This is a genomic window from Janthinobacterium sp. GW822-FHT07H11 (genome assembly GCF_058798615.1).
Window position 1 is genome coordinate 2,524,469 of record NZ_CM179507.1, and the last position, 19,802, is coordinate 2,544,270.

The following is a 19,802-nucleotide window of genomic DNA, read 5'->3' on the forward strand; positions in this document are numbered from 1 at the left end:
ATTGCTGATTACTAAAAGCAATCTGCTCACGCCGCGTCTTGCACGGCCGGTGCCGCCGGCAGGGCCGCGCGCGCCTGTTCGATGCGCGGATAATTATCCTCTATCCAGTCGACCAGCACGGCCAGCCGTTCGGCCGCTTCGCGCCCCAGCGGCGTGAGGCTGTATTCCACCTTCGGCGGAATCACCAGGTAGGCCTGGCGCAGCACGAAGCCGTCGCCGGCCAGCGCTTCTAGGGTTTGCGCCAGCATCTTTTCGCTGACGCCGCCCACTTCGCGGCGCAGTTCGCTGAAGCGCCGCGTGCCGCTCAGCAGCAGCACCAGCACCAGCACGGCCCAGCGGCTGGTGAGATGGCTGAGCACGGCGCGCGATGGGCAGGTGGCCGCCAGCAGGTGCGCGCCCTGCTGTTGCCGGGCGAGGGCGGCGCGCAGGCTGGCGCCGGGAGTGTCTGTGGGCATGATGGTTGGCCTGGAAAAGTTCAATTCATACTTACCAAAAGGTACGTACTTACAATAAGTAAGTAATAGGCCTATTATAGGGATTTAGCCGTCAACCCCCAAGGAGAAATCATGATCGTCATTACCGGTGCCACAGGCAAGCTGGGCCAGCACGTCATCGCCAGCCTGCTGAAATCCGTCCCCGCGTCGAGCATCATCGCCGCCGTGCGCAACCCGGCCAAGGCGCAAGACCTGGCCGCCAAGGGCGTGCAAGTGCGCCAGGCCGACTACAACGACGGCGCCAGCCTCGACGCGGCCTTCAAGGGCGCCACGAAGATCCTGCTGATTTCGTCGAGCGAAGTGGGCCAGCGCGCGCAGCAGCACCAGAATGTCGTCGATGCGGCCAAGCGCGCCGGCGTTTCCCTGCTGGCCTATACCAGCGTGCTGCGCGCCGACACCTCGCCGCTGGGCCTGGCCGCCGAACACGTGATCACGGAAGCGGCGATTCGCGCTTCCGGCTTGCCATACTCGTTCCTGCGCAACGGCTGGTACCTGGAAAACCATACGGAACACCTGGCGCCCGTGCTCGATCATGGCGTGGTGCTGGGCGCGGCGCAAGACGGGCGTTTCTCGTCGGCCGCGCGTCTTGACTATGCCGCCGCCGCCGCCGCCGTGCTGGTCGCGGACCAGCCGCAAGCCATCTATGAACTCGCTGGCGACCACGGCTTTACCCTGGCCGAGTACGCGGCCGAAGTGGCGCGCCAGTCGGGCAAGGCGATCGTCTACAAGGATATGCCGCAGGCGGACTTCAAGGCGGCGCTGGTGAGCGTGGGCGTGCCGGAAGGCTTTGCCGACTTGCTGGCCGATTCCGATGCGGGCGCGGCCAAGGGTGGCCTGGAAGACAACGACAGGCAATTGAGCGCGCTGATAGGCCGTCCGACGACGAGCCTGCTTGAGGCCGTCAAGGCGGCGCTGGGCAAATAAGGGGAGGGTGCCGCAGCTTGGGTAGAGCGCGCGGCATTCTGGAATGAAAAAAGCCGCAAACTCGTGAAAGTTTGCGGCTTTTTTGCGAATTTTGGTAATGGTGCCCACGAAGGGACTCGAACCCCTACACCCGAAGGCACATGGACCTGAACCATGCGCGTCTACCAATTCCGCCACGTGGGCACTGATGCTGCTACTGCTCTATCTCACTACTGTACTGCTTTATTGCGGACTACAACGAAAACGACTCGTTGCTGGTGGTGCCCACGAAGGGACTCGAACCCCTACACCCGAAGGCACATGGACCTGAACCATGCGCGTCTACCAATTCCGCCACGTGGGCATTGTGCTGCGTTTGCTGCTTGTTGCTGTCTGCTGCATGTTCTGCAGCGACGGACAAAATAATAAGGGTTGGCGCGCATTCGGTCAATGAACATTTTGCTCTTTTCTTCAAGAAACACCCTTTTCGGCTGAAAAAAGGTGTTTCACTATGAGAAATGGCTTGAGGCTGCCTGTTTTTTCAGCGTATTCAGCGTCGTTGCTGCAGTGCCAGCAGCATCAGTGCCAGGCACAGCAGGGAGAGGGTGCCCGGCGCGGGGATGGCTGCCAGGTCGACGTCCCAGCCGATGGCGTCGAGCGCGATCAGGTCGTTGGCGCGCAGGCGCAGCCGCTCGCCGTACGCCACCGTCGGGTCCATGATGCCCAGGCCGCGCTGGTCGCGCCAGTGGCTGGCCTGGTCGCCGTCGCCGTGGAAGCTGCCATTGGCAAACAGCGGCCCGCGCGTGACGCCGCCGTCGAGCGAGAAATACTTGTCGCGGTTGTCGGCCGTCCAGTCGATCACGCCGGCCGCGGCGCTCTCGGCCGAGTAGCGGAACAGGTCCAGTCCCGACACGTAGGTAAATTCCGTGTCGTCGTAGGGTCCGCCCAGCGGCGGCGAGTTGAAGTCGAGGATGTCCACGCCGCTGAGAAAGCCCAGCGCATGGCCGATTTCATGCATGGCCACGCCGATGAAGTCGATGCTGTTGGCGCCGATGCCATTGCCGGGATCGAAATCGAAATTGAAATCGCTGTTGAACTGGATGAAGCCGTCGCAATTGCCGATGCAGCCGGGCAGCGACTGCGGTGGCGGCACCAGGCCGATGGCCTTGGCCTCGGCATTGCTCAGATAGAGGACGCTGTTATTGTCGTCGCCATTGTTGTCGACATAGGGCAGGGCGCTGCCGGGGCCGTTGGGATTGTTGGCCGTGCGGTTGAGCAGCATGCCGAAACTGTTGCCTGCTGGTAAATGCGCGAGCGCCCGCTGGTCGATGGCGGAGGTGGCGTCGGCGGCGAGGGCGCCGCGAAAGTCGCGGTAGGCATAGAACGACTCCGACGAGCCCGTTTGTCCGAGGATGTTGCCGCCCAGCGAATTGAAGCCCACCGTCAAGTCCAGCGTGACGTTGTCCTTCAACACGCGCGACCAGCGCGCGGCCGCCGCCTGGAATCCCTGCTGCGCCTGCAACGAGGTACCAGGCACATAGTGCAGATTGAACAGGGGCGAGGCGATGGTGCTGGCAGGCAGGATCAAGGCGAGGACGGTGACGAGGCGTTTCATGGCGGCGCTCCAGGAGTGGCGATGCCATCCTGCAGGCAAGAAGCGTGCTCAGCTTTAAAATCAGGGACTTGGCGCTGGTGCGGCCTGCAACTGTCAAGAATGCCGACAGCATCGCTTGGCGCCGGAAATGAAAAAAGCCGCAAACTCGTGAAAGTTTGCGGCCTTTTTGCGAATTAGGTAATGGTGCCCACGAAGGGACTCGAACCCCTACACCCGAAGGCACATGGACCTGAACCATGCGCGTCTACCAATTCCGCCACGTGGGCACTGATGCTGCTTGCTGCTTGTCGCTGCGTGTTCTGCAGCGAGGACAAAATCATAAGGGCTGGCGCGCATTCGGTCAATCAACATTTTGCACTTTTCTTCAAGAAATACCCTTTTCACCTGAAAACAGGCACTTCCCTATGAAAGGGAGGATGGATCTGCCTGTTTTTTCGGCAAAAACAGGCGTTTGGCGTTTATTGCGGCAGGGTGATGGTTTGCGTGCCTATCTGCAGCAGGCGTCCGCCAGGCACCGGCTGCAAGGTGGTTGGCACCGATTTGCAGCCGATGTCGAGCACGATCAGGAACTCTGCCGCCATGGCGGGAGCCGTCTTGATGTAAGCGGCATGCTGCTGGCTGGCTTCGAGGGGCGGATTGGGGGCGCTATAGCCGGACAATTGCTCCTCGTCCGGCCGCAGGGATTGCAGGCAAAGCGAAGCCGTGCCATTTTCGATGCTGGCCCGGCCATTCGGGTAAAGGTACAAGGTAGTGAGCGCATGGATGTTCCATTCGAAAGTGCGGGCTGTTGCGGAATTCAGCTTGTCGAGTACTACCACCACGTCGTTCTGGCGCGAATACCATACCTGGCGCCTGGCCAGGCTCAGGTCGTTGCTGTAGGCGGCGCTGGCATCGCCTTCCACGTAATCGAGGTCGGTGCCGTGCGTGAAGGCCGTGATCTTGCCGTTCTTGTAGCGCGTCTCGTAATGGCCGTCGACAAGTTGGCCTTTTCCGCCATCAAATGTGATGGCGTTATGCGCGCGCGACTGGCGGTACCAGCTTTTCGAGAGCGGCGATGCATAGTAGTCCTGGTACCCGGCTTCGATCAGCAGTGGCTTGTTGCCGCTGTTGATGACCAGGCTGTTTTGATCGCCGTGGCTGTGATTGAAGGCTCCAAACGGACTCGATTTGAAGTAGACGGACGTGCGGGCAGCATTGCTGATGTCGCTATGCATGGCCGCCCAGCCAATGCTGGGAAAGAGCATGGCGTTGGGCGGTGCTGCGGGGGCGACCGTATCGGCGGGAAGCGGGTAGGGCGCCTGCAGCAGGGTGATGGGATTTTCCTGCGCGCCTGGCTGGCTGCTGTACCAGGCGGCCGCTGGCGTGGCTTGCCGCGCTACATAGGCCTTCAGGAGCGCCGGGTCCGGTTTGCTTTCATGGACATCGCCGAAGACATGGCGGGGCGCGTTCGGTGGAATGAACTGCATGAAATAATGGGAGAATCCCGCCGCCCAGGGTTTGTTGAACAGGTTGACGCCAGTGGCTTCGGCCAGCGGCTGCCATAATTGCATTTGCATGTCGGTGGTGTACTGGCCATACGCCGAGCCGTTGGCAAAGCCGCCTTCCGGGCCACTCCAGACGTGGACGATATGCATGTACGAGCGCACGGCGAAGTTGAACCAGGCTTGCGCTTCCGGTCTGGCATCGAGCAGCAGGGTTGAGGTGGCGGCAAGGTAACCGAGCGCCTCGACGCCGTGCGAGTCCATGGGGGACTGGTCCAGACGTCCGCCGGCGATGGACAGGTCTGCATAAATCGGTGTCAGCCGCTGCGCGGCGACCGACAGCCAGTGCGCGCGGCGAGGTGCGTCCAGATCCAGCCACAGAAAATCGGCGCCCTTCGCAAGTACCAGGGCAATCATGCGCGCGACCTGATCCTGCGCCTTATAGCTGGTGGGGCCCTCCGGATTCAGCGCGGCCAACTGGTCGCCGCGCAGTATGGCTTCGTCCAGATATCTGCGTTCCTGTGTCAGGCGAAACAGGAGGGCGGCCGCTTCCATCTGCCGGATCACGGCGCCGGCGGCATCGGCAATGCGGTTGTACTGGCCGCTATCGTTGGGCTGGGTCCACAGGCCATCGTGGACGCTGGCCACGGCGGTGGTATTCAGATTGACCTCACTCACGAGGCGGTTCAGGAAGGGGCGCCGTTTGCTGTTCATGGCGGCATCCCAGGCGCTTGCTTGCGCAAAGGAGGTTGGCAACTGGCGCGGGCGCGGGTGGGCTCGCACGGTGGCCGCCAGCTCGGACGATTCGGGAACGACAAAAGTGCGTGAATTGCTGTCGATGGTAAATGGCCGCTTATTGGACCAGTCGGGGGACGTCGAGAGAGGGCTCACGCGCCATTCATAATTGCCTGGCGGCAGTGCGCTTGACGGCAGCAGGAAGTTGCGCGAAACGGTGTGGGTGCTTGCCGTGCCCCCGGCCGGCACAATCTCCACGACATATTGCGCGGGATAGCTGGCATGGCGCGGCCAGGCAAAGGAAGGGGGATTTTGCACCTGCAAAGTCACCTGTTCGGGCGCCGGTTTGACGATTTCAGGGCTGCTGGAACGGGTGGTCACCCAGTCCGCCGCCTGGCTGGTGCCAGCGCCAAGGCTCAATGCAATGAGGCTGCTGAAAAAAATCCGCGTGTGTTTGCCAGGCCTGCACGTCATGACGTCTCTCCGTAATACGGTTGCCAGCCACGCGCGATGCGCGGCATGGGGAGATGTCAATATACTATTAAATAGAGTGCAAATGTTCTTTTTTGATAATTTTCTTGGGCGGTCGATGTGCTGCCCCGGAAATGAAAAAAGCCGCAAACTCGTGAAAGTTTGCGGCTTTTTTGCGAATTAGGTAATGGTGCCCACGAAGGGACTCGAACCCCTACACCCGAAGGCACATGGACCTGAACCATGCGCGTCTACCAATTCCGCCACGTGGGCACTGATGCTGCTTGTTGCTTTACTGCTCGAGTACTTGTTACAAAATAACTTCGCAACAATTCTGCTATTATAGCGGCTTGAAGAGTTTTGCGCCAGATGAGCTTTCGCTCCATACTGCACATCAACCCTGTACCGCTTTCCTGCAACTGCATTCCCGTGAAGGTTTGTCGCTGCAAGAGACAAGGATTATAGAGCAATATTTGCCGAAGTCAAATGCATTGCGCAGCTTTTCTCCTTTTTTTCATCGGCGGGCGTCTTGTACTGTTTCCGACACGCTGTCCGTTAGGCAAACCAAGGCGTCCTCCGGTACACTACCGCACATCACCGTGTCAATATTGACGGTGATGTCATCGGTCTTTGTCTTCCGTTTGATCACTGTCAATAACAACTATAGAAATACTTTTGAGCCAAAATACCCACACCATCCCCAGCCGGGAGGACATTCTCGGCATATTCCGCAGCGTCAACGCGCCTCTCGATCCGCAGTCTCTCGGGAAAACGCTGCAAGTGCATGCCGATTCCATGGATGTCCTGGTCCGTCGCCTGAAGGCGATGGAACGCGACGGCCAGCTCAAGTCTGATGCCGGCGGTGTTTTCAGCCTGGCCGACCAGAGCGCGCTTGTCGCCGGCCGCGTCATGAGCCACCGCGACGGCTTCGGCTTCGTCATTCCCGATGACGCCAGCGCCGACTTGTTCCTGCCCGAGAAAGAAATGCAGAAAGTACTGCATGGCGACAAGGTCATGGCCCGCATCGTCGGCACGGACCGCCGCGGCCGCCCGGAAGGCACGATCGTCGAAGTCACCTACCGCGCCAATACCCACGTCATCGGCCGTTTGATCCAGGAAAACGGCACCTGGGTCGTGGCGCCGGAAGACCAGCGCATCGGCCAGGACATCCTCGTTACCGGTTCGGTCGGCAAGGCAAAAGCCGGCCAGATCGTCAGCGTCGAGCTGACCGAGCAGCCGATGCGCTTCAAGCAGCCAGTCGGCAAGATCGTCGAAGTGCTCGGCGCCCTGGACGATCCCGGCATGGAAATCGAGATTGCCGTACGCAAATTCAACGTGCCGCACATCTTTTCCGCCGCCGCCCTGAAACAGGCGGAAAAACTGCCGTTCGAAGTGCGCGCCGCCGACCTGAAAGAGCGTGTCGACCTGCGCGACGTGCCATTGGTGACCATCGATGGCGAGGACGCGCGCGATTTCGACGATGCCGTGTATTGCGAACCCGTCAAGGTTGGCCGCGCCAACTGCTTCCGCCTGATCGTGGCGATTGCCGACGTCAGCCATTACGTGAAGCCGAACGACGCGCTCGATATCGACGCGCTCGAACGCAGCACCTCGGTCTACTTCCCGCGCCGCGTGATCCCGATGCTGCCGGAAAAGCTGTCGAACGGCCTGTGCTCGCTGAACCCGGCCGTCGACCGTTTGACCCTCGTCTGCGACGCCGTCGTCAGCGACAAGGGCGAACTCAAGGCCTACCAGTTCTACCCGGCCGTGATCCACTCGGCCGCGCGCCTCACGTATGACGAAGTCGCTGCCGTGCTGGGCAACACCAAGGGACCCGAAGCGGCACGCCGCGCGGACATCCTGCCGCACTTGCAGAACCTGGAAGCCGTCTACCGCGCCTTGCTGAAAGCGCGCACGGAGCGGGGCGCCATCGACTTCGAGACGACGGAAACGTATATCGTCTGCAATAGCGCCGGCAAGATCGAAAAGATCATTCCCCGCACGCGCAACGAAGCGCACAAGATCATCGAAGAGTGCATGCTGGCGGCCAACGTCTGCGCGGCCGATTTGTTGCTGCGCAACAAGCATCCAGGCACCTACCGCATCCACGCCAGCCCGACCAAGGAAAAGCTCACGCAAGTGCGCACCTTCCTCAAGCAGGTGGGCCTGAACCTGACGGGCGGCGACACGCCATCGGCCTCCGATTACCAGACCCTGATGCAGCAGATCAAGGCGCGTCCCGACGCGGCGCTGCTGCAGACGATGCTGCTGCGCTCGATGCAGCAAGCCGTCTACAGCCCGGACAATATCGGCCACTTCGGCCTGGCGTACGAGGCGTATGCCCACTTCACCAGCCCGATCCGCCGCTATCCCGACCTGCTGACGCACCGCGCCATCAAGGCCATCTTGCAAGGCAAGAAATACGAGCCGAAGCTGTCCGATAAGGTCGTGCTGAACACGAATGTGTCGAACGCGACGCGCAAGCAGCAGGCCAAGGACAAGGCCGACGGCAAGCCGAAGAAGACGGACTTGACCATCTGGGACGCGCTGGGCGTGCATTGCTCGGCCAACGAGCGCCGCGCCGACGAAGCGTCGCGCGACGTGGAAGCCTGGCTCAAGTGCTATTTCATGCAAGACAAATTGGGCGAAGAATTCACCGGCACGATCACCGGCGTGACCACCTTCGGCGTCTTCGTACAATTGGACACCCTGTTTGTCGAAGGCCTGGTGCACGTCACCGAGCTCGGCACCGACTACTTCCAGTACGACGACGCGCGCCATGAATTGCGTGGCGAACGCACGGGCAAGCGTTATCAATTGACGGACCGCCTGACGGTGCAAGTGGCAAGAGTCGACCTGGAAACGCGCAAGATCGACCTGCGCCTGGTCACCGATGCGGAACTGGCGGGCGAAGAAGCGCCGGCCAAGCAGTCTGGCGGCAAGCGCAAGGGCGAAAAGAAATCGATGGTCAAGCCCGGTCCTGCGACCGAGCAGCGCCATGAGATCAAGGCCGGCGGCAACAACGGAGGCAAACCCGGCAATGGTTCCGGCGGCCGTGCCAATGGCACCAAGCCTGCCGCCAAGGCGCAAGCCAAGGCAGCGCCGAAGGCGGCAGCCCCCAAGGCAGCCGAGCCGAAGCGCAGCAAAAAACCAGCCGCGGCACCTGCCGCGGCGGCACCACGAGCAGCAAAAACTGTATCTGCATCAAAAACAAGCAAGAAGAAACGATAAATAATGAAGAATAAAATGATTTTCGGCTTCCACGCCGTCACCTCGCGTCTGCGTCATGAAGCGTCGTCCGTGGAAGAAATTTTCGTCGATGCCAGCCGCGTCGACGGCCGCATGAAGGACATGATCGCCGCCGCCAAGTCGGCCGGCGTGCGCGTCATGCCGGTCGACTCGTCGCGTCTCGATAAAATCGTCGGCACGCGCCGCCACCAGGGCGTGATCGCGTTTGCCTCGCAACTGTCGCTGGCGCGCAACCTCGACGAATTGCTGGACGCCGTGGACGGCCCGCCGCTGCTGCTCATTCTCGACGGCATCACCGATCCGCACAACCTGGGCGCCTGCCTGCGCGTGGCCGACGGTGTCGGCGCCCACGCGGTGATCGTGCCGAAGGACCGCGCCGTGGGCCTCAACGCCACGGCCGCGAAAGTGGCCAGCGGCGCCGCCGAAACCGTGCCGTACATCACCGTGACGAACCTGGCGCGCACCATGCGCGAACTCAAGGAACGCGGCATCTGGCTGATCGGCACCTCGGACGACGGCGAAAAAGGCCTGTACGAAGCCGATTTCACGGGTCCGACGGCCCTCGTCATGGGGTCCGAAGGCGAAGGCATGCGCCGCCTGACGCGCGATACCTGCGACATCCTCGTCAATATCCCGATGTTCGGCTCCGTCGAGAGCCTGAACGTGTCGGTCGCTTCCGGCGTCTGTCTCTACGAAGCGCGCCGCCAGCGCATCGCGAAAGAAGGCTAAAAAACGTCCAGGGCGGCGTTGCCTTGCCCTGAACGTTTTGTAGCGCTTCTTTGATCCGCCGCCGCCCTTGAGGCGGCGGTTGTTTATCTGCCTCTCCGGCAGCACGCCGCCGAATACGCTACCATTTGCGTTCCACCTTATCCATTTTCATTATGTTCCACCACCTGCGCGAAGACATCAACAGCATCATCGAACGTGACCCCGCCGCCCGCAATGGCTGGGAGGTGCTGACCTGTTATCCGGGCCTGCACGCCATCGTCATGCACGGCTGGGCGCACTGGTGCTGGACGCGGCACATGAAGTGGGTGGGGCGCTTCATTTCCTACCTTGCCCGCATCATCACGGGCATCGAGATCCACCCGGGCGCCACCATCGGCCGCCGCGTCTTCATCGACCACGGTTTCGGCGTGGTGATCGGCGAGACGGCCGTCGTCGGCGACGATTGCACCATCTACCAGGGCGTCACTCTGGGCGGCACCTCGCTGCACAGCGGCGCCAAGCGTCATCCGACCCTGGAGCGCGGCGTCATCGTCGGCGCCGGCGCGCAGGTGCTGGGCAGTTTTACCGTGGGCGAGTACGCCAAGGTGGGGTCGAACGCGGTGCTGTTGAAACCGGTGCCGTCCGGCGCCACGGCCGTGGGCAACCCGGCGCACATCGTGCAAAAGGATGTCAACGCGCTGCGCGAAGGCAGCACGGCGCACCTGTTCGCCGCGTATGGGGTCACGCCCAACGGCGACGATCCGCTGTCGAAGGCCTTGCAGGGCCTGATCACGCACGCCGTGGCGCAGGAACAGCGCATCGAGACCATCCTCGCCACCCTGAAGGCGGCCGGTATTTGCTGCCAGGCCGTGCCCGAATGTGATAAATTTGATTCCGAGCAAATGAACAAGCTGGTCGATTAAGGATACAGGCATGACGACAGACGTAAACGCAGCAGAAATGAATACCGACAATCCGAATCTGCTCGACCCCTTCGAGATCCGCGTGCTGGCCGTGCTGGCCGAAAAGGAAGCGCTGACGCCGGACAGCTATCCGCTGTCGCTCAACGCGCTGACCAATGGCTGCAATCAATTGTCCAGCCGCGACCCCGTCATGGCCCTGTCCGAGGAAACCGTCTACGACGTGCTGCAGCGCTTGATGCAGCGCAAGTTCGTCAACGGCATCACGCAGGCCGGCGCCCGGGTCGCCAAGTACGAGCACCGCATGCGCATCAAGTGGTCGCTCGAGCAGGACAAGCTGGCCATCCTGACGATCCTGATGCTGCGCGGCCTGCAGACGGCCGGCGAGATCCGCAGCCGCAGCGGCCGCGTGCATGAATTCAAGTCGGTGGCGGAAGTGGAGTCGGGCCTGCAGTTCCTGATCGACAAGTATCCGCCGCTGGTGGCCAAGCTGGCCGTGGCCCCCGGCGCGAAAGAGCCGCGCTATGGCCACTTGCTGGGCGGCGCGGAAGCGCTGGCGCAGAGCGAGACGGCGGCCGGCTATGCGGGCGCCGTCAGCGCGCCGCAGCAGGGCAGCCGCGTGGCCCAGCTGGAACAGGAAGTGCTGCAATTGCGCAGCGACTTCGATGGCCTGGCGGCGCAGTTCGAGGCGTTCCGCAAACAGTTCGAGTGATCCCGCCTCCGCCGCTCCCTGTCGGTCCGGCCGCGTTTCCGGTATCATTCGGCATGAACAAGATTTCTTTCCAACCGTTTGTTATTGGGGTCGCCGGCGGCAGCGGCAGCGGCAAGTCCACCGTATCGCAGCAGGTGCTGGCGTCCTTTGGCGCCGACATGGTTTCGGTCGTGATGCAGGACGACTACTACCGCGACCAGACCCATCTCTCCCCTGAAGTGCGCCGCGAGCAGAATTACGACCATCCGCAGGCCTTCGAGTGGCCTCTGCTGGTGCAGCACATCCAGGCCTTGCGCAATGGCGAAGCGATCGAGATGCCGGAGTACGACTTCACGCTGCACAATCGCTCCAGCAGGACCATTGCGGTCAAGCCGGCCCCCGTGATCGTGATCGAGGGCCTGTTTGCCTTGTATGACGCGGACTTGCGCGACATGATGTCGCTGAAGATCTTTGTCGACACCGCCTCCGACGTGCGCTTCATCCGCCGCATGCAACGCGATATCACCGAACGTGGCCGTTCCGTGGAAAGCGTCATCGAGCAGTATCTGGAAACAGTGCGCCCGATGCACAAGCAATTCATCGAGCCGACCAAGCGCAATGCCGATGTCATCTTGCCGCATGGCGCCAATGGTCCCGCGGTCGACATGATTACCGCCAAGGTGGCGAGCGTCATCGGCCAATTGAAACGGGCCTGATTCCAGCCTGCGCCTGCCGCGCGCATGCGCAGGCCGGATCCCGCTTGCCAGACCGTTTGCACCTGGCCCGTGCGCCGCATCCCTCTCGGCCGTCAACGCAATATTTCCAATGGGCAAGTCCGCATCCTGGTGGCGCGCATGAAAAACGCCCCGGCAAGGCGGGGCGTGGGAGCGGGGAGGAAGCTCAGCCTTCTTCACGCCAGCCGCGCAGGCGGATGGCGGCGTAGATCATGGCGGCGCCGGCCGCCGCTCCCAGCCAGGCGGCCGGCATGGCCAGGCTGGACCAGGAGTTGGCGAAGATGTCGATGCGCGCCATGTGCGAGCCGGCTTCCATGCTGTTCATGTGCGGCAACAGTCCCGGCTCGAAGAGGTACCAGCTGCCTGGAATGGTGCCCAGCAGGGCGCGCGAGATCACGTTCATTTGTATCCAGCCGATGTCCGCTTCGGTCATGCTCAGCTTGCCGACCCAGACGGTCAGGATCAGCAGCAGCAGTGGCACGCCTAACGCCCAGAACAGGACCTTCGAGCGTGTCCAGCTCGACACCATCAGCAACCAGCCCACGGTGGGCAAGGCCCACAGGCAATATACGGGGATCAGGCCGAACAGGCGCAGCGGTCCCAGGTACAAGCCCGGCGCGGCCAGCAGTTCCGTAAAGACGTAGATGCCGTTGAACGCCAGCACGCCGCTCAGTATCAGGATCAGCGCCAGCGAGGTAAGGCAGGCTGCGGCGACCACGATCAGTGGCGTGACGACGATGGCGATGGCCAGCTTCGACAGCACCGTCTGCGCGTCGGAGACGGGCAGCGACTTCCAGAACAGCAGGCTGCGGTCGCGGCGGTCGTCATACAGGGCGCTCAGGCAATAGAAAAATACCAGGAAGCCCAGGGTCAGGAACAGCGGCGCGGCCACATAGGTATAGTTGTTGGCGACGGTGTCGATGATTTCCGCCCGGCGCGGGCTCAGGGTCCGGGTGTTGAAGACGGCGCTCCAGGACATTTCTTCGCCGTTGATGATCAGCGCCGTGCGCATCTTGAGTTTGGCGACGGCGCCTGCCGTCATCAGGGCGGCCAGCACCGTCATGACGATGCCGATGATGGCGGGCGTCCACAGCAGCATGGCCTTGTGTTCCCATAATTCGCGCCGGATCAGCCATTTCATCTTGTTCACAGGAGTAATGCTCATTGGTACGATCCTTTCATGGTCGCGACAAACAGGTCCGCCAGGCTCGGCGTGCGCAATTCCCCCAGGGTGGCCAGCTGGCTGCGGGCGACGCCATCGAACAGCATCACGGACTTGCCGAATACGCTGCGTTCGCTGATCGGCTGCAGCGCGCGCGCCGGATTCACGTGCTGCGGTCCCACCATCACTTCGATGTAGCGTTCGCCCACCTCTTCCATCGACGAGGCGAGCACGATCTTGCCGTCGCGAATGAACATCAGGTCGCTGAGGATGTGCTCGACTTCTTCGATCTGGTGCGTGGTGATGATGATGGTCTTGTTCTCGTCGAAATAATCTTCCAGCAGGTTCTGGTAAAACTGCTTGCGGTACAGGATGTCGAGGCCCAGGGTGGGCTCATCGAGCACCAGCAGCCTGGCGTCGATGGCCATCACCAGCGCCAGGTGCAGTTGCACGACCATGCCTTTCGACATGCTCTTGACCCGCATCTTCGGCGCCAGCTTGGTGTGCGCCAGGTAGCGCTCGGCCTTGCTGCGGTCGAAGCGCGGATGCACGCCGGCGACAAAATCGATCGCGTCGCGCACGCGCAGCCAGCCGGGCAGGATGGCCACGTCGGCGATGAAGCACACATCCTCCATCAGCGCGTCGCGCTGCAGGCGCGGGTCGCGTCCCAGCACGGACAGTTCGCCCTCGAAGCCCGTCAGGCCCAGGATGGCTTTCAGGGTGGTGGTCTTGCCCGAGCCATTCGGTCCGATCAGCCCGACGATGCGCCCCGGCGCGATATCGAAGCTGATGCCGTTGAGGGCCGCCTGCTTGCCATAGTGCTTGCGCAAGCCGCGCGCGCTGACGACGCTATCGTTGTTCAATTCAGTCATGCGTCTTCTCCTTCCAGGCCATCCTGCCGGCTGGCCAGCAGCAATTGTTCCAGGTCCAGTCCCAGGCGCGTGATGCGCTCCAGCATGGCTGGCCACTCTTCGCGCATGAAGCGCTCGCGTTCGCTTGCCAGCAGTTTGTCGCGGGCGCCTTCCAAGACGTACATACCGAGTCCCCTTCGTTTTTCCACCAGCGTTTCGTCGACCAGTTCCTGGTAGGCGCGCGATACGGTAATGGGATTCAATTGATAGTCGGCGGCCACCTGGCGCACCGACGGCAGGGCGTCGCCGGACTGCAGCACGCCGTCGAGCATCATGCCCACCACCTTGGCCTTGAGCTGGCGGTAGATGGGGCTGTTGTCGTTCCATTCGGCGCTCATGGGATGCGCTCCGGCAGTGGCGAGACGGCGCGGCGGAAGATGGGTGCTGTATGCATCGGGGCTCCGTGACATGGTTAATTGGTGTTGTAGTTAACTATAACACTAAGACTCAAAAAATCAACAGCTATTTTCAGGCCAGCCGCGACTGCAAGTCCAGCGCGTTGAACAGGGCGGCGCCGGCAGCCGTGTTGTCGAAGATGCACCAGCTGCCTGAGTGCGCCGGTGCCGCCAGTTCGCCAGCCAGGTCCGCCAGGCAATCGGGCGGATAGTCCGAATAGTAGATTCTCGGGCTGCCGTGCAGGCGCAGGTAGGCCAGTTCCGTGGTCGGCACATGCGGGCCCGGCTGGCCGGCGGGCGGATCGGCGCGCACGCGGGTGATGCGCAGCATCGTTAACAGCTCGGTCGCGTCCGCCTCGAACCAGCTGGCATGGCGCGCTTCGCAAGCGAGCATGCCATCGAAGCGCTGGCGCAGCGCATGAAAGAATGCGGCCGCCACGTGCGCATCGAAACGCAGGCTGGGCGGCAGCTGCACCAGCACGCAGCCCAGCTTATTCCCCAGTTGCATGACTTCTCCCGCAAAGCGCTCGAGTTCGGCTTCGCCATCGCGCAAACGCCGCTCGTGCGTGATGCTGCGCGGCAATTTCACGCTGAAGCGGAAGTGCTCGGGAACGCTGGCGGCCCAGCGCGCATACGTGGCGGGTTGGTGCGGGCGGTAGAAGGAGCTGTTGATTTCCACGCAGTCCAGCACCTGGGCATAGCGCTGCAGGTGGCTGCCCTCGAGGGGGAAGTGGCTGGCGGCGGCGCTGGAAAGGCTCCAGCCGGCCGTGCCGATGTAGACAGTATGCATGGCGCCATTACAGCAAAGCCCGGCTGGCGTGGCTGTCGGACAAGTTCCCGTGGCGCTGTCGGCGCAGCGCTAGTCGATGATCTCGCCGTTCAGGTCATGGCGCGTGATGTTGCCGCGCGCATCGATGGCGATCCAGCCGCCGCGTTGCGGTTCCACATCACATTCCCAGTCCGGCAAGACATAGCGCAAGGTTTCGTCGACTTTATGCAGGGCAGGGCGGTGCGTATGGCCGTGGATCATCACGGTGCTCGCGTGTTCGGCAAACACCTGTGCCACGGCGTCGGGCGTGACATCCATGATATCCATGGATTTTTCGCCATTGTGCTCGCGGCTGCTCTTGCGCAAGCCGTCGATGATGGCCTTGCGCTGCGCCAGCGGCATTGACAGGAACTGCTGTTGCCAGGCGGGCTGGCGCACCATGGCGCGAAATTCCATGTAGTTGACGTCTTTCGTGCATTCGGCGTCGCCGTGCAGCAGGACGATGCGCCGGCCGGCAATCGTGGCCACGTGCGGTTCGCTGAGCAGGGTGGCGCCGGCGGCGGCGGCAAAGCCGGAGCCGACAAGAAAGTCGCGGTTGCCGGCGATCCAGTAGACACGCACGCCAGCATCGCTGACGGCGCGGATGGCGGCCGTCATGCGCGCATTGAACGGGTCTTCCAGGTCATCGTCGCCGGCCCAGTATTCGAACAGGTCGCCCAACAGATACAGGGCCTGCGCATATTGCGCATGATGTTGTAAAAAAGAAAGAAAGGCGGCGCTGGTGCGCGGATGCGAGCTCTGCAGATGCAGGTCGGAAATGAAGAGTGCGGCAGGCATTGTCATCGTTCAACGCTCCCAAAAAGTGACGTGCATGGAGAGGCGAAAAACGCTGCAATGCCTGTTATTCATGATGCCAAAGCCTGATTACGCGGCTTCGACTTTCTCGATGACAACGTCCGTTACCGGCACGTCGGCGAACATGCCGGCGCGCGAGGTTTTCACGGCGCGGATGGCGTCGACGACTTCCTTGCCTTCGGTGACTTTACCGAACACGGCGTAGCCCCAGCCGTCCTGGCCCGGGTAGTCGAGGAAGCTGTTGTTCTTGATGTTGATGAAGAACTGGGCCGATGCCGAGTGCGGATCCGACGTGCGGGCCATGGCCAGCGTGTAGGTATCGTTTTTCAGGCCGTTCTTGGCTTCGTTTTCCACGGTGGCATCAGCAGGCTTTTGTTTCATGCCTGGCTCGAAACCGCCGCCCTGGATCATGAAGCCGTCGATGACGCGGTGGAAAATCGTGTTGTTATAGTGGCCGGCGTTCATGTAGGCGAGGAAGTTGGCAACCGTTTTCGGCGCTTTGTCGGCGTCCAGCTCAGCGGTGATCTTGCCCAGATTGGTGGTGATGATGACGGAGGTCATGATGATCCTTAATAAATTGGATGAATAATTGATTCAGCGGCGCCAGGCAGGCCGGCGCCGCAAAAACGCTATTTTACAGTTTTGCGGGCGCTGTCTTGAGTAAAGTCGCCGATTCGATCACCACGGGCGTGACGGGCACGTTCTGGTGCGGTCCCTTGTCCGCCACGGGCACGGCCTTGATCTTGTCGACCACGTCCATGCCGCTGACGACTTTGCCGAACACCGTATAGCCGAAGCCGTCGCGGCCAGGGTAGTCGAGCGCGCCGTTATTGCCGACATTGATGAAAAACTGCGAGGTGGCCGAATGCGGGTCGCCCGAGCGCGCCATGGCGATGCTGTAGGTGACGTTCTGCAAGCCGTTTTGCGCTTCATTCTGGATCGGCGCCTTGGTGGCTTTCTGTTTCATGTTCTTGTCGAAGCCGCCGCCCTGTATCATGAAGCCATCGATGACGCGGTGAAACACGGTGCCCTTGTAGTAACCGCTCTTAACGTACTGCAAGAAATTGGCCACGCTTTTCGGGGCTTTTTCCTGGTCCAGTTCCAGCACGATCTCGCCCAAGCTGGTCTTCAGGGCCACGTGCGGCGTGGGGTCGATGGCAGGCGCCGGAGCGGCCGCCACGACCGCGCTGCCCAGGGTCAGGCCGGCAAACAGGGTGCAAAAGCGGGCCAGGAAAGACAGGCGTTTCGATTTGATTTCTTGCATGAAGGCGTCCTTGATCGTTATTTTTCTCTAAACTTGCTTTAATTGTAAAGAACTGAAAATTCGGTTGAACATCGTAAAAACCTGATCCATATCGGGCCAGTATGGTTTTTATCAATGTTATACTTGACCGCTAAGGCCCCAATTCTAACAAACAAGAACAACAATATAGCGGCTCGACCAGTTTTCGGCGCACACGGCAGTTCGGTGGCGCGGCACCCCCGGTGTCCGCGCCTGTCTGTCGTTTTGCCAGCCTGGCGGCCGCTCCACTTGCAAAGTACGATGAGCAATCTAAAGATTTACAACACCCTGGCTCGCGAGAAGCAGGTATTCGTCCCGCTGGAAGCGGGCAAGGTACGCATGTACGTGTGCGGCATGACCATCTACGATTATTGCCATATCGGCCATGCGCGCATGATGATGGCCTTCGACGTCATCTACCGCTGGCTGAAGGCGTCCGGTTTCGACGTCACCTATGTGCGCAACATTACGGACATCGACGACAAGATCATCCGCCGCGCCGTGGAAAACGGCGAGACGATTTCCCAGCTGACAACGCGTTTCACCCAGTACATGGATGAAGACACGGCCGCGCTGGGCATCCTGACGCCCGACCATACGCCGCGCGCCACCGAATACGTGCCGCAGATGCTGCGCCTGATCGAGCAGCTGGAAGCGAAGGACCTGGCTTACCAGGGCGCGGATGGCGACGTGAACTATGCCGTGCGCAATTTCCCCCACTACGGCAAGCTGTCGGGCAAGTCGCTCGACGACCTGCGCGCGGGCGAGCGCGTCGACGTGAACACGGGCAAGCGCGATCCGCTCGACTTCGTGCTGTGGAAGTCGTCGAAGGAATCCGAGCCGGACGAAGTCAAATGGGACTCGAAATGGGGCAAAGGCCGCCCGGGCTGGCATATCGAGTGCTCGGCCATGTCCTGCGCCTTGCTCGGCGAACAGTTCGACATCCATGGCGGCGGCGCGGACTTGCAATTTCCGCACCACGAAAACGAGATCGCCCAATCCGAAGGCGCGTTCGGCCATACCAGCGTCAATTACTGGATACATAATGGTTTCGTGCGCCTGGACAATGAAAAGATGTCCAAGTCGCTCGGTAACTTCTTTACCATCCGCGAAGTGCTGCAAAAGTTCGATGCCGAAGTGATCCGCTTCTTCATCCTGCGCGCGCACTACCGCAGCCCCCTGAACTACTCGGATGTGCACTTGGACGACGCGCGTTTGTCGCTGACGCGCCTGTACACGGCGCTGGCCGACGTGGCGCTGGAAGCGGGCGCCATCGACTGGAGCGAAGCCCATGCCGTGCGCGTGCGCGACGCCATGGACGACGATTTCAACACGCCGCTGGCCGTGGCGGCCCTGTTCGACCTGGCGACGGAAGTCAACAAGAGCAAGTCGCCGGCCCTGGCGCGCCAATTGAAGGGCCTGGCGGGCGTGTTCGGCTTGCTGGAACGCACGCCGCAGCAATTCCTGCAAGCGACCGTCGGCGCCGCCGCCGCTGGGCAGGACGAGGCTGCCGGCATCGAGACGGCCATCGCGGCGCGCAGCGCGGCGAAGAAGGCGCGCGACTTTGCCCAGTCCGACAAGATCCGCGCCGAATTGCTGGCCGCTGGCATCGTTCTCGAAGACAAGCCTGACGGCTCGACCAACTGGCGCCGCGCATGATGGCGACGTCCAGGGAAAACGGGGAAGCACCCAAAGTGGCGGACTTGGCGCAAGTGATCCAGGTGCCGCACTACTGGGAAGAGGCGAAGATCGAGCTGATGAAGCGCGACCGCATCATGAAAAAGCTCATCCCGCAATTTGGCGACCTGCACCTGGTCGGCCACAGCGACCCGTTTACCACCCTGGCCCGTTCGCTGGTAGGCCAGCAGATCACGCCCAAGGCGGCTGATGCCGCCTGGAAAAAGCTCTTGCTGGCCTGCCCGAAATGCACGCCTACGCAAGTGCTGAAGGCGGGCGCCGAGCAGTTGTCCGCCTGCGGTTTGTCCAAGCGCAAGACCGAATACATCCTCGACCTGGCCGACCATTTCAAGGCCAAGCGCGTGCACGCCAGCCAGTGGGACCAGATGGATGACGAAGCCGTCATCGCCGAACTGGTGCAGATCCGCGGCATCGGCCGCTGGACAGCGGAGATGTTTTTGATATTTAATCTGTTACGGCCGAATGTGCTGCCGCTCGACGACCCCGGTTTGATCCAGGGCATCAGCGTCAATTATTTCTCCGGCGAACCCGTTTCCCGCAGCGATGCGCGCGAAGTTTCCGCCAATTGGGAACCGTGGCGCACCGTGGCAACCTGGTATTTGTGGCGCAGTCTCGACCCCGCAGCCGCCCCTGCCGCATCCGATGCAGCCCCCGGCGCACCAGCCGGTACGGTAAAATAAACATAGATAGCGCCGCGCGCCCTGGCGCCGTGGCCGGTAAAACCTGGAG

The 19,802-nt window shown here is 61.7% G+C and carries 18 protein-coding genes and 4 tRNA genes; 8 read left to right on the top strand and 14 right to left on the bottom strand.

Going from position 1 to position 19,802, the window contains the following annotated elements; all coding sequences use genetic code 11:
* Window positions 1-26 precede the first annotated feature (26 nt).
* On the bottom strand, window positions 27-455 hold the full coding sequence (locus tag AC3RCJ_RS11265; protein ID WP_492964025.1) for a winged helix-turn-helix transcriptional regulator: 429 nt from the start codon (window positions 453-455) through the stop codon (window positions 27-29).
* 111 nt (window positions 456-566) lie between these two features.
* Between AC3RCJ_RS11265 and AC3RCJ_RS11270 the strand changes: the two genes are divergently transcribed.
* The gene (locus tag AC3RCJ_RS11270; protein WP_492964026.1) at window positions 567-1,418 is read left to right on the top strand and encodes an SDR family oxidoreductase; all 852 of its coding nucleotides are present in this window, start codon (window positions 567-569) and stop codon (window positions 1,416-1,418) included.
* A 98-nt stretch (window positions 1,419-1,516) separates the two neighbouring features.
* Here the strand turns inward: AC3RCJ_RS11270 and AC3RCJ_RS11275 are convergent.
* The 6 genes from AC3RCJ_RS11275 to AC3RCJ_RS11300 form a co-directional block, all read right to left on the bottom strand.
* Window positions 1,517-1,601 (bottom strand) — tRNA-Leu (locus AC3RCJ_RS11275).
* Between the two features lie 75 nt (window positions 1,602-1,676).
* Window positions 1,677-1,761: transfer RNA gene (locus tag AC3RCJ_RS11280), tRNA-Leu, on the bottom strand.
* Between the two features lie 186 nt (window positions 1,762-1,947).
* Window positions 1,948-3,012, bottom strand: a complete 1,065-nt coding sequence (locus AC3RCJ_RS11285; protein WP_492959982.1) for an NF038122 family metalloprotease — start codon at window positions 3,010-3,012, stop codon at window positions 1,948-1,950.
* Between the two features lie 181 nt (window positions 3,013-3,193).
* Window positions 3,194-3,278 (bottom strand) — tRNA-Leu (locus AC3RCJ_RS11290).
* 192 nt (window positions 3,279-3,470) lie between these two features.
* On the bottom strand, window positions 3,471-5,648 hold the full coding sequence (locus tag AC3RCJ_RS11295) for a heparinase II/III domain-containing protein (protein WP_492959984.1): 2,178 nt from the start codon (window positions 5,646-5,648) through the stop codon (window positions 3,471-3,473).
* Window positions 5,649-5,887: 239 nt separating this feature from the next.
* A tRNA-Leu gene (locus AC3RCJ_RS11300) sits at window positions 5,888-5,972 on the bottom strand.
* A gap of 402 nt (window positions 5,973-6,374) precedes the next feature.
* On the opposite strand from AC3RCJ_RS11300, the gene rnr reads away from it, so the two are divergent.
* From rnr to udk, 5 genes are all read left to right on the top strand, one after another.
* Window positions 6,375-8,930: a ribonuclease R gene (rnr, locus tag AC3RCJ_RS11305; protein ID WP_492959986.1), complete on the top strand. Its 2,556-nt coding sequence runs from the start codon at window positions 6,375-6,377 to the stop codon at window positions 8,928-8,930.
* A gap of 3 nt (window positions 8,931-8,933) precedes the next feature.
* Window positions 8,934-9,677: a 23S rRNA (guanosine(2251)-2'-O)-methyltransferase RlmB gene (rlmB, locus tag AC3RCJ_RS11310; RefSeq protein WP_492959988.1), complete on the top strand. Its 744-nt coding sequence runs from the start codon at window positions 8,934-8,936 to the stop codon at window positions 9,675-9,677.
* A 152-nt stretch (window positions 9,678-9,829) separates the two neighbouring features.
* Entirely contained in the window at window positions 9,830-10,579 is a 750-nt protein-coding gene (cysE, locus tag AC3RCJ_RS11315) for a serine O-acetyltransferase (RefSeq protein WP_492959990.1), read from the top strand.
* Between the two features lie 10 nt (window positions 10,580-10,589).
* Window positions 10,590-11,288 carry a YceH family protein gene (locus tag AC3RCJ_RS11320; protein ID WP_492959992.1) on the top strand — a complete coding sequence of 233 codons (699 nt, stop codon included), beginning with the start codon at window positions 10,590-10,592 and terminating at the stop codon, window positions 11,286-11,288.
* A 53-nt stretch (window positions 11,289-11,341) separates the two neighbouring features.
* A complete protein-coding gene (gene udk, locus AC3RCJ_RS11325) occupies window positions 11,342-11,983 on the top strand; it encodes a uridine kinase (RefSeq protein WP_492959994.1) in 642 nt (213 codons plus the stop codon).
* A 184-nt stretch (window positions 11,984-12,167) separates the two neighbouring features.
* Here udk and AC3RCJ_RS11330 read toward each other — a convergent pair whose 3' ends face one another.
* The 7 genes from AC3RCJ_RS11330 to AC3RCJ_RS11360 all read right to left on the bottom strand — a co-directional run bounded on the left by AC3RCJ_RS11330 (window position 12,168) and on the right by AC3RCJ_RS11360 (window position 17,324).
* Window positions 12,168-13,166 (bottom strand): hypothetical protein, encoded by a 999-nt coding sequence (locus tag AC3RCJ_RS11330; protein WP_492959996.1) that lies wholly within the window; start codon window positions 13,164-13,166, stop codon window positions 12,168-12,170.
* A complete protein-coding gene (locus AC3RCJ_RS11335; protein WP_492959998.1) occupies window positions 13,163-14,035 on the bottom strand; it encodes an ABC transporter ATP-binding protein in 873 nt (290 codons plus the stop codon). The genes AC3RCJ_RS11330 and AC3RCJ_RS11335 overlap by 4 nt, the downstream gene beginning before the upstream one ends.
* A complete protein-coding gene (locus tag AC3RCJ_RS11340) occupies window positions 14,032-14,412 on the bottom strand; it encodes a GntR family transcriptional regulator (protein WP_492960000.1) in 381 nt (126 codons plus the stop codon). Before AC3RCJ_RS11340 ends, AC3RCJ_RS11335 begins: the two co-directional genes overlap by 4 nt.
* Before the next feature lie 130 nt (window positions 14,413-14,542).
* Window positions 14,543-15,259, bottom strand: coding sequence for a DUF72 domain-containing protein (locus AC3RCJ_RS11345; protein ID WP_492960001.1), 717 nt, complete (start codon window positions 15,257-15,259; stop codon window positions 14,543-14,545).
* A gap of 69 nt (window positions 15,260-15,328) precedes the next feature.
* Window positions 15,329-16,075: a UDP-2,3-diacylglucosamine diphosphatase gene (locus AC3RCJ_RS11350; RefSeq protein ID WP_492960002.1), complete on the bottom strand. Its 747-nt coding sequence runs from the start codon at window positions 16,073-16,075 to the stop codon at window positions 15,329-15,331.
* A gap of 87 nt (window positions 16,076-16,162) precedes the next feature.
* On the bottom strand, window positions 16,163-16,654 hold the full coding sequence (locus AC3RCJ_RS11355; RefSeq protein ID WP_492960004.1) for a peptidylprolyl isomerase: 492 nt from the start codon (window positions 16,652-16,654) through the stop codon (window positions 16,163-16,165).
* A gap of 73 nt (window positions 16,655-16,727) precedes the next feature.
* A complete protein-coding gene (locus AC3RCJ_RS11360) occupies window positions 16,728-17,324 on the bottom strand; it encodes a peptidylprolyl isomerase (RefSeq protein WP_492960243.1) in 597 nt (198 codons plus the stop codon).
* 312 nt (window positions 17,325-17,636) lie between these two features.
* Between AC3RCJ_RS11360 and cysS the strand changes: the two genes are divergently transcribed.
* The gene (gene cysS / locus AC3RCJ_RS11365; RefSeq protein ID WP_492960006.1) at window positions 17,637-19,034 is read left to right on the top strand and encodes a cysteine--tRNA ligase; all 1,398 of its coding nucleotides are present in this window, start codon (window positions 17,637-17,639) and stop codon (window positions 19,032-19,034) included.
* Complete coding sequence (locus AC3RCJ_RS11370; protein WP_492960008.1) at window positions 19,031-19,753, top strand: DNA-3-methyladenine glycosylase family protein; 723 nt, start codon at window positions 19,031-19,033, stop codon at window positions 19,751-19,753. The genes cysS and AC3RCJ_RS11370 overlap by 4 nt, the downstream gene beginning before the upstream one ends.
* Window positions 19,754-19,802: the final 49 nt, after the last annotated feature.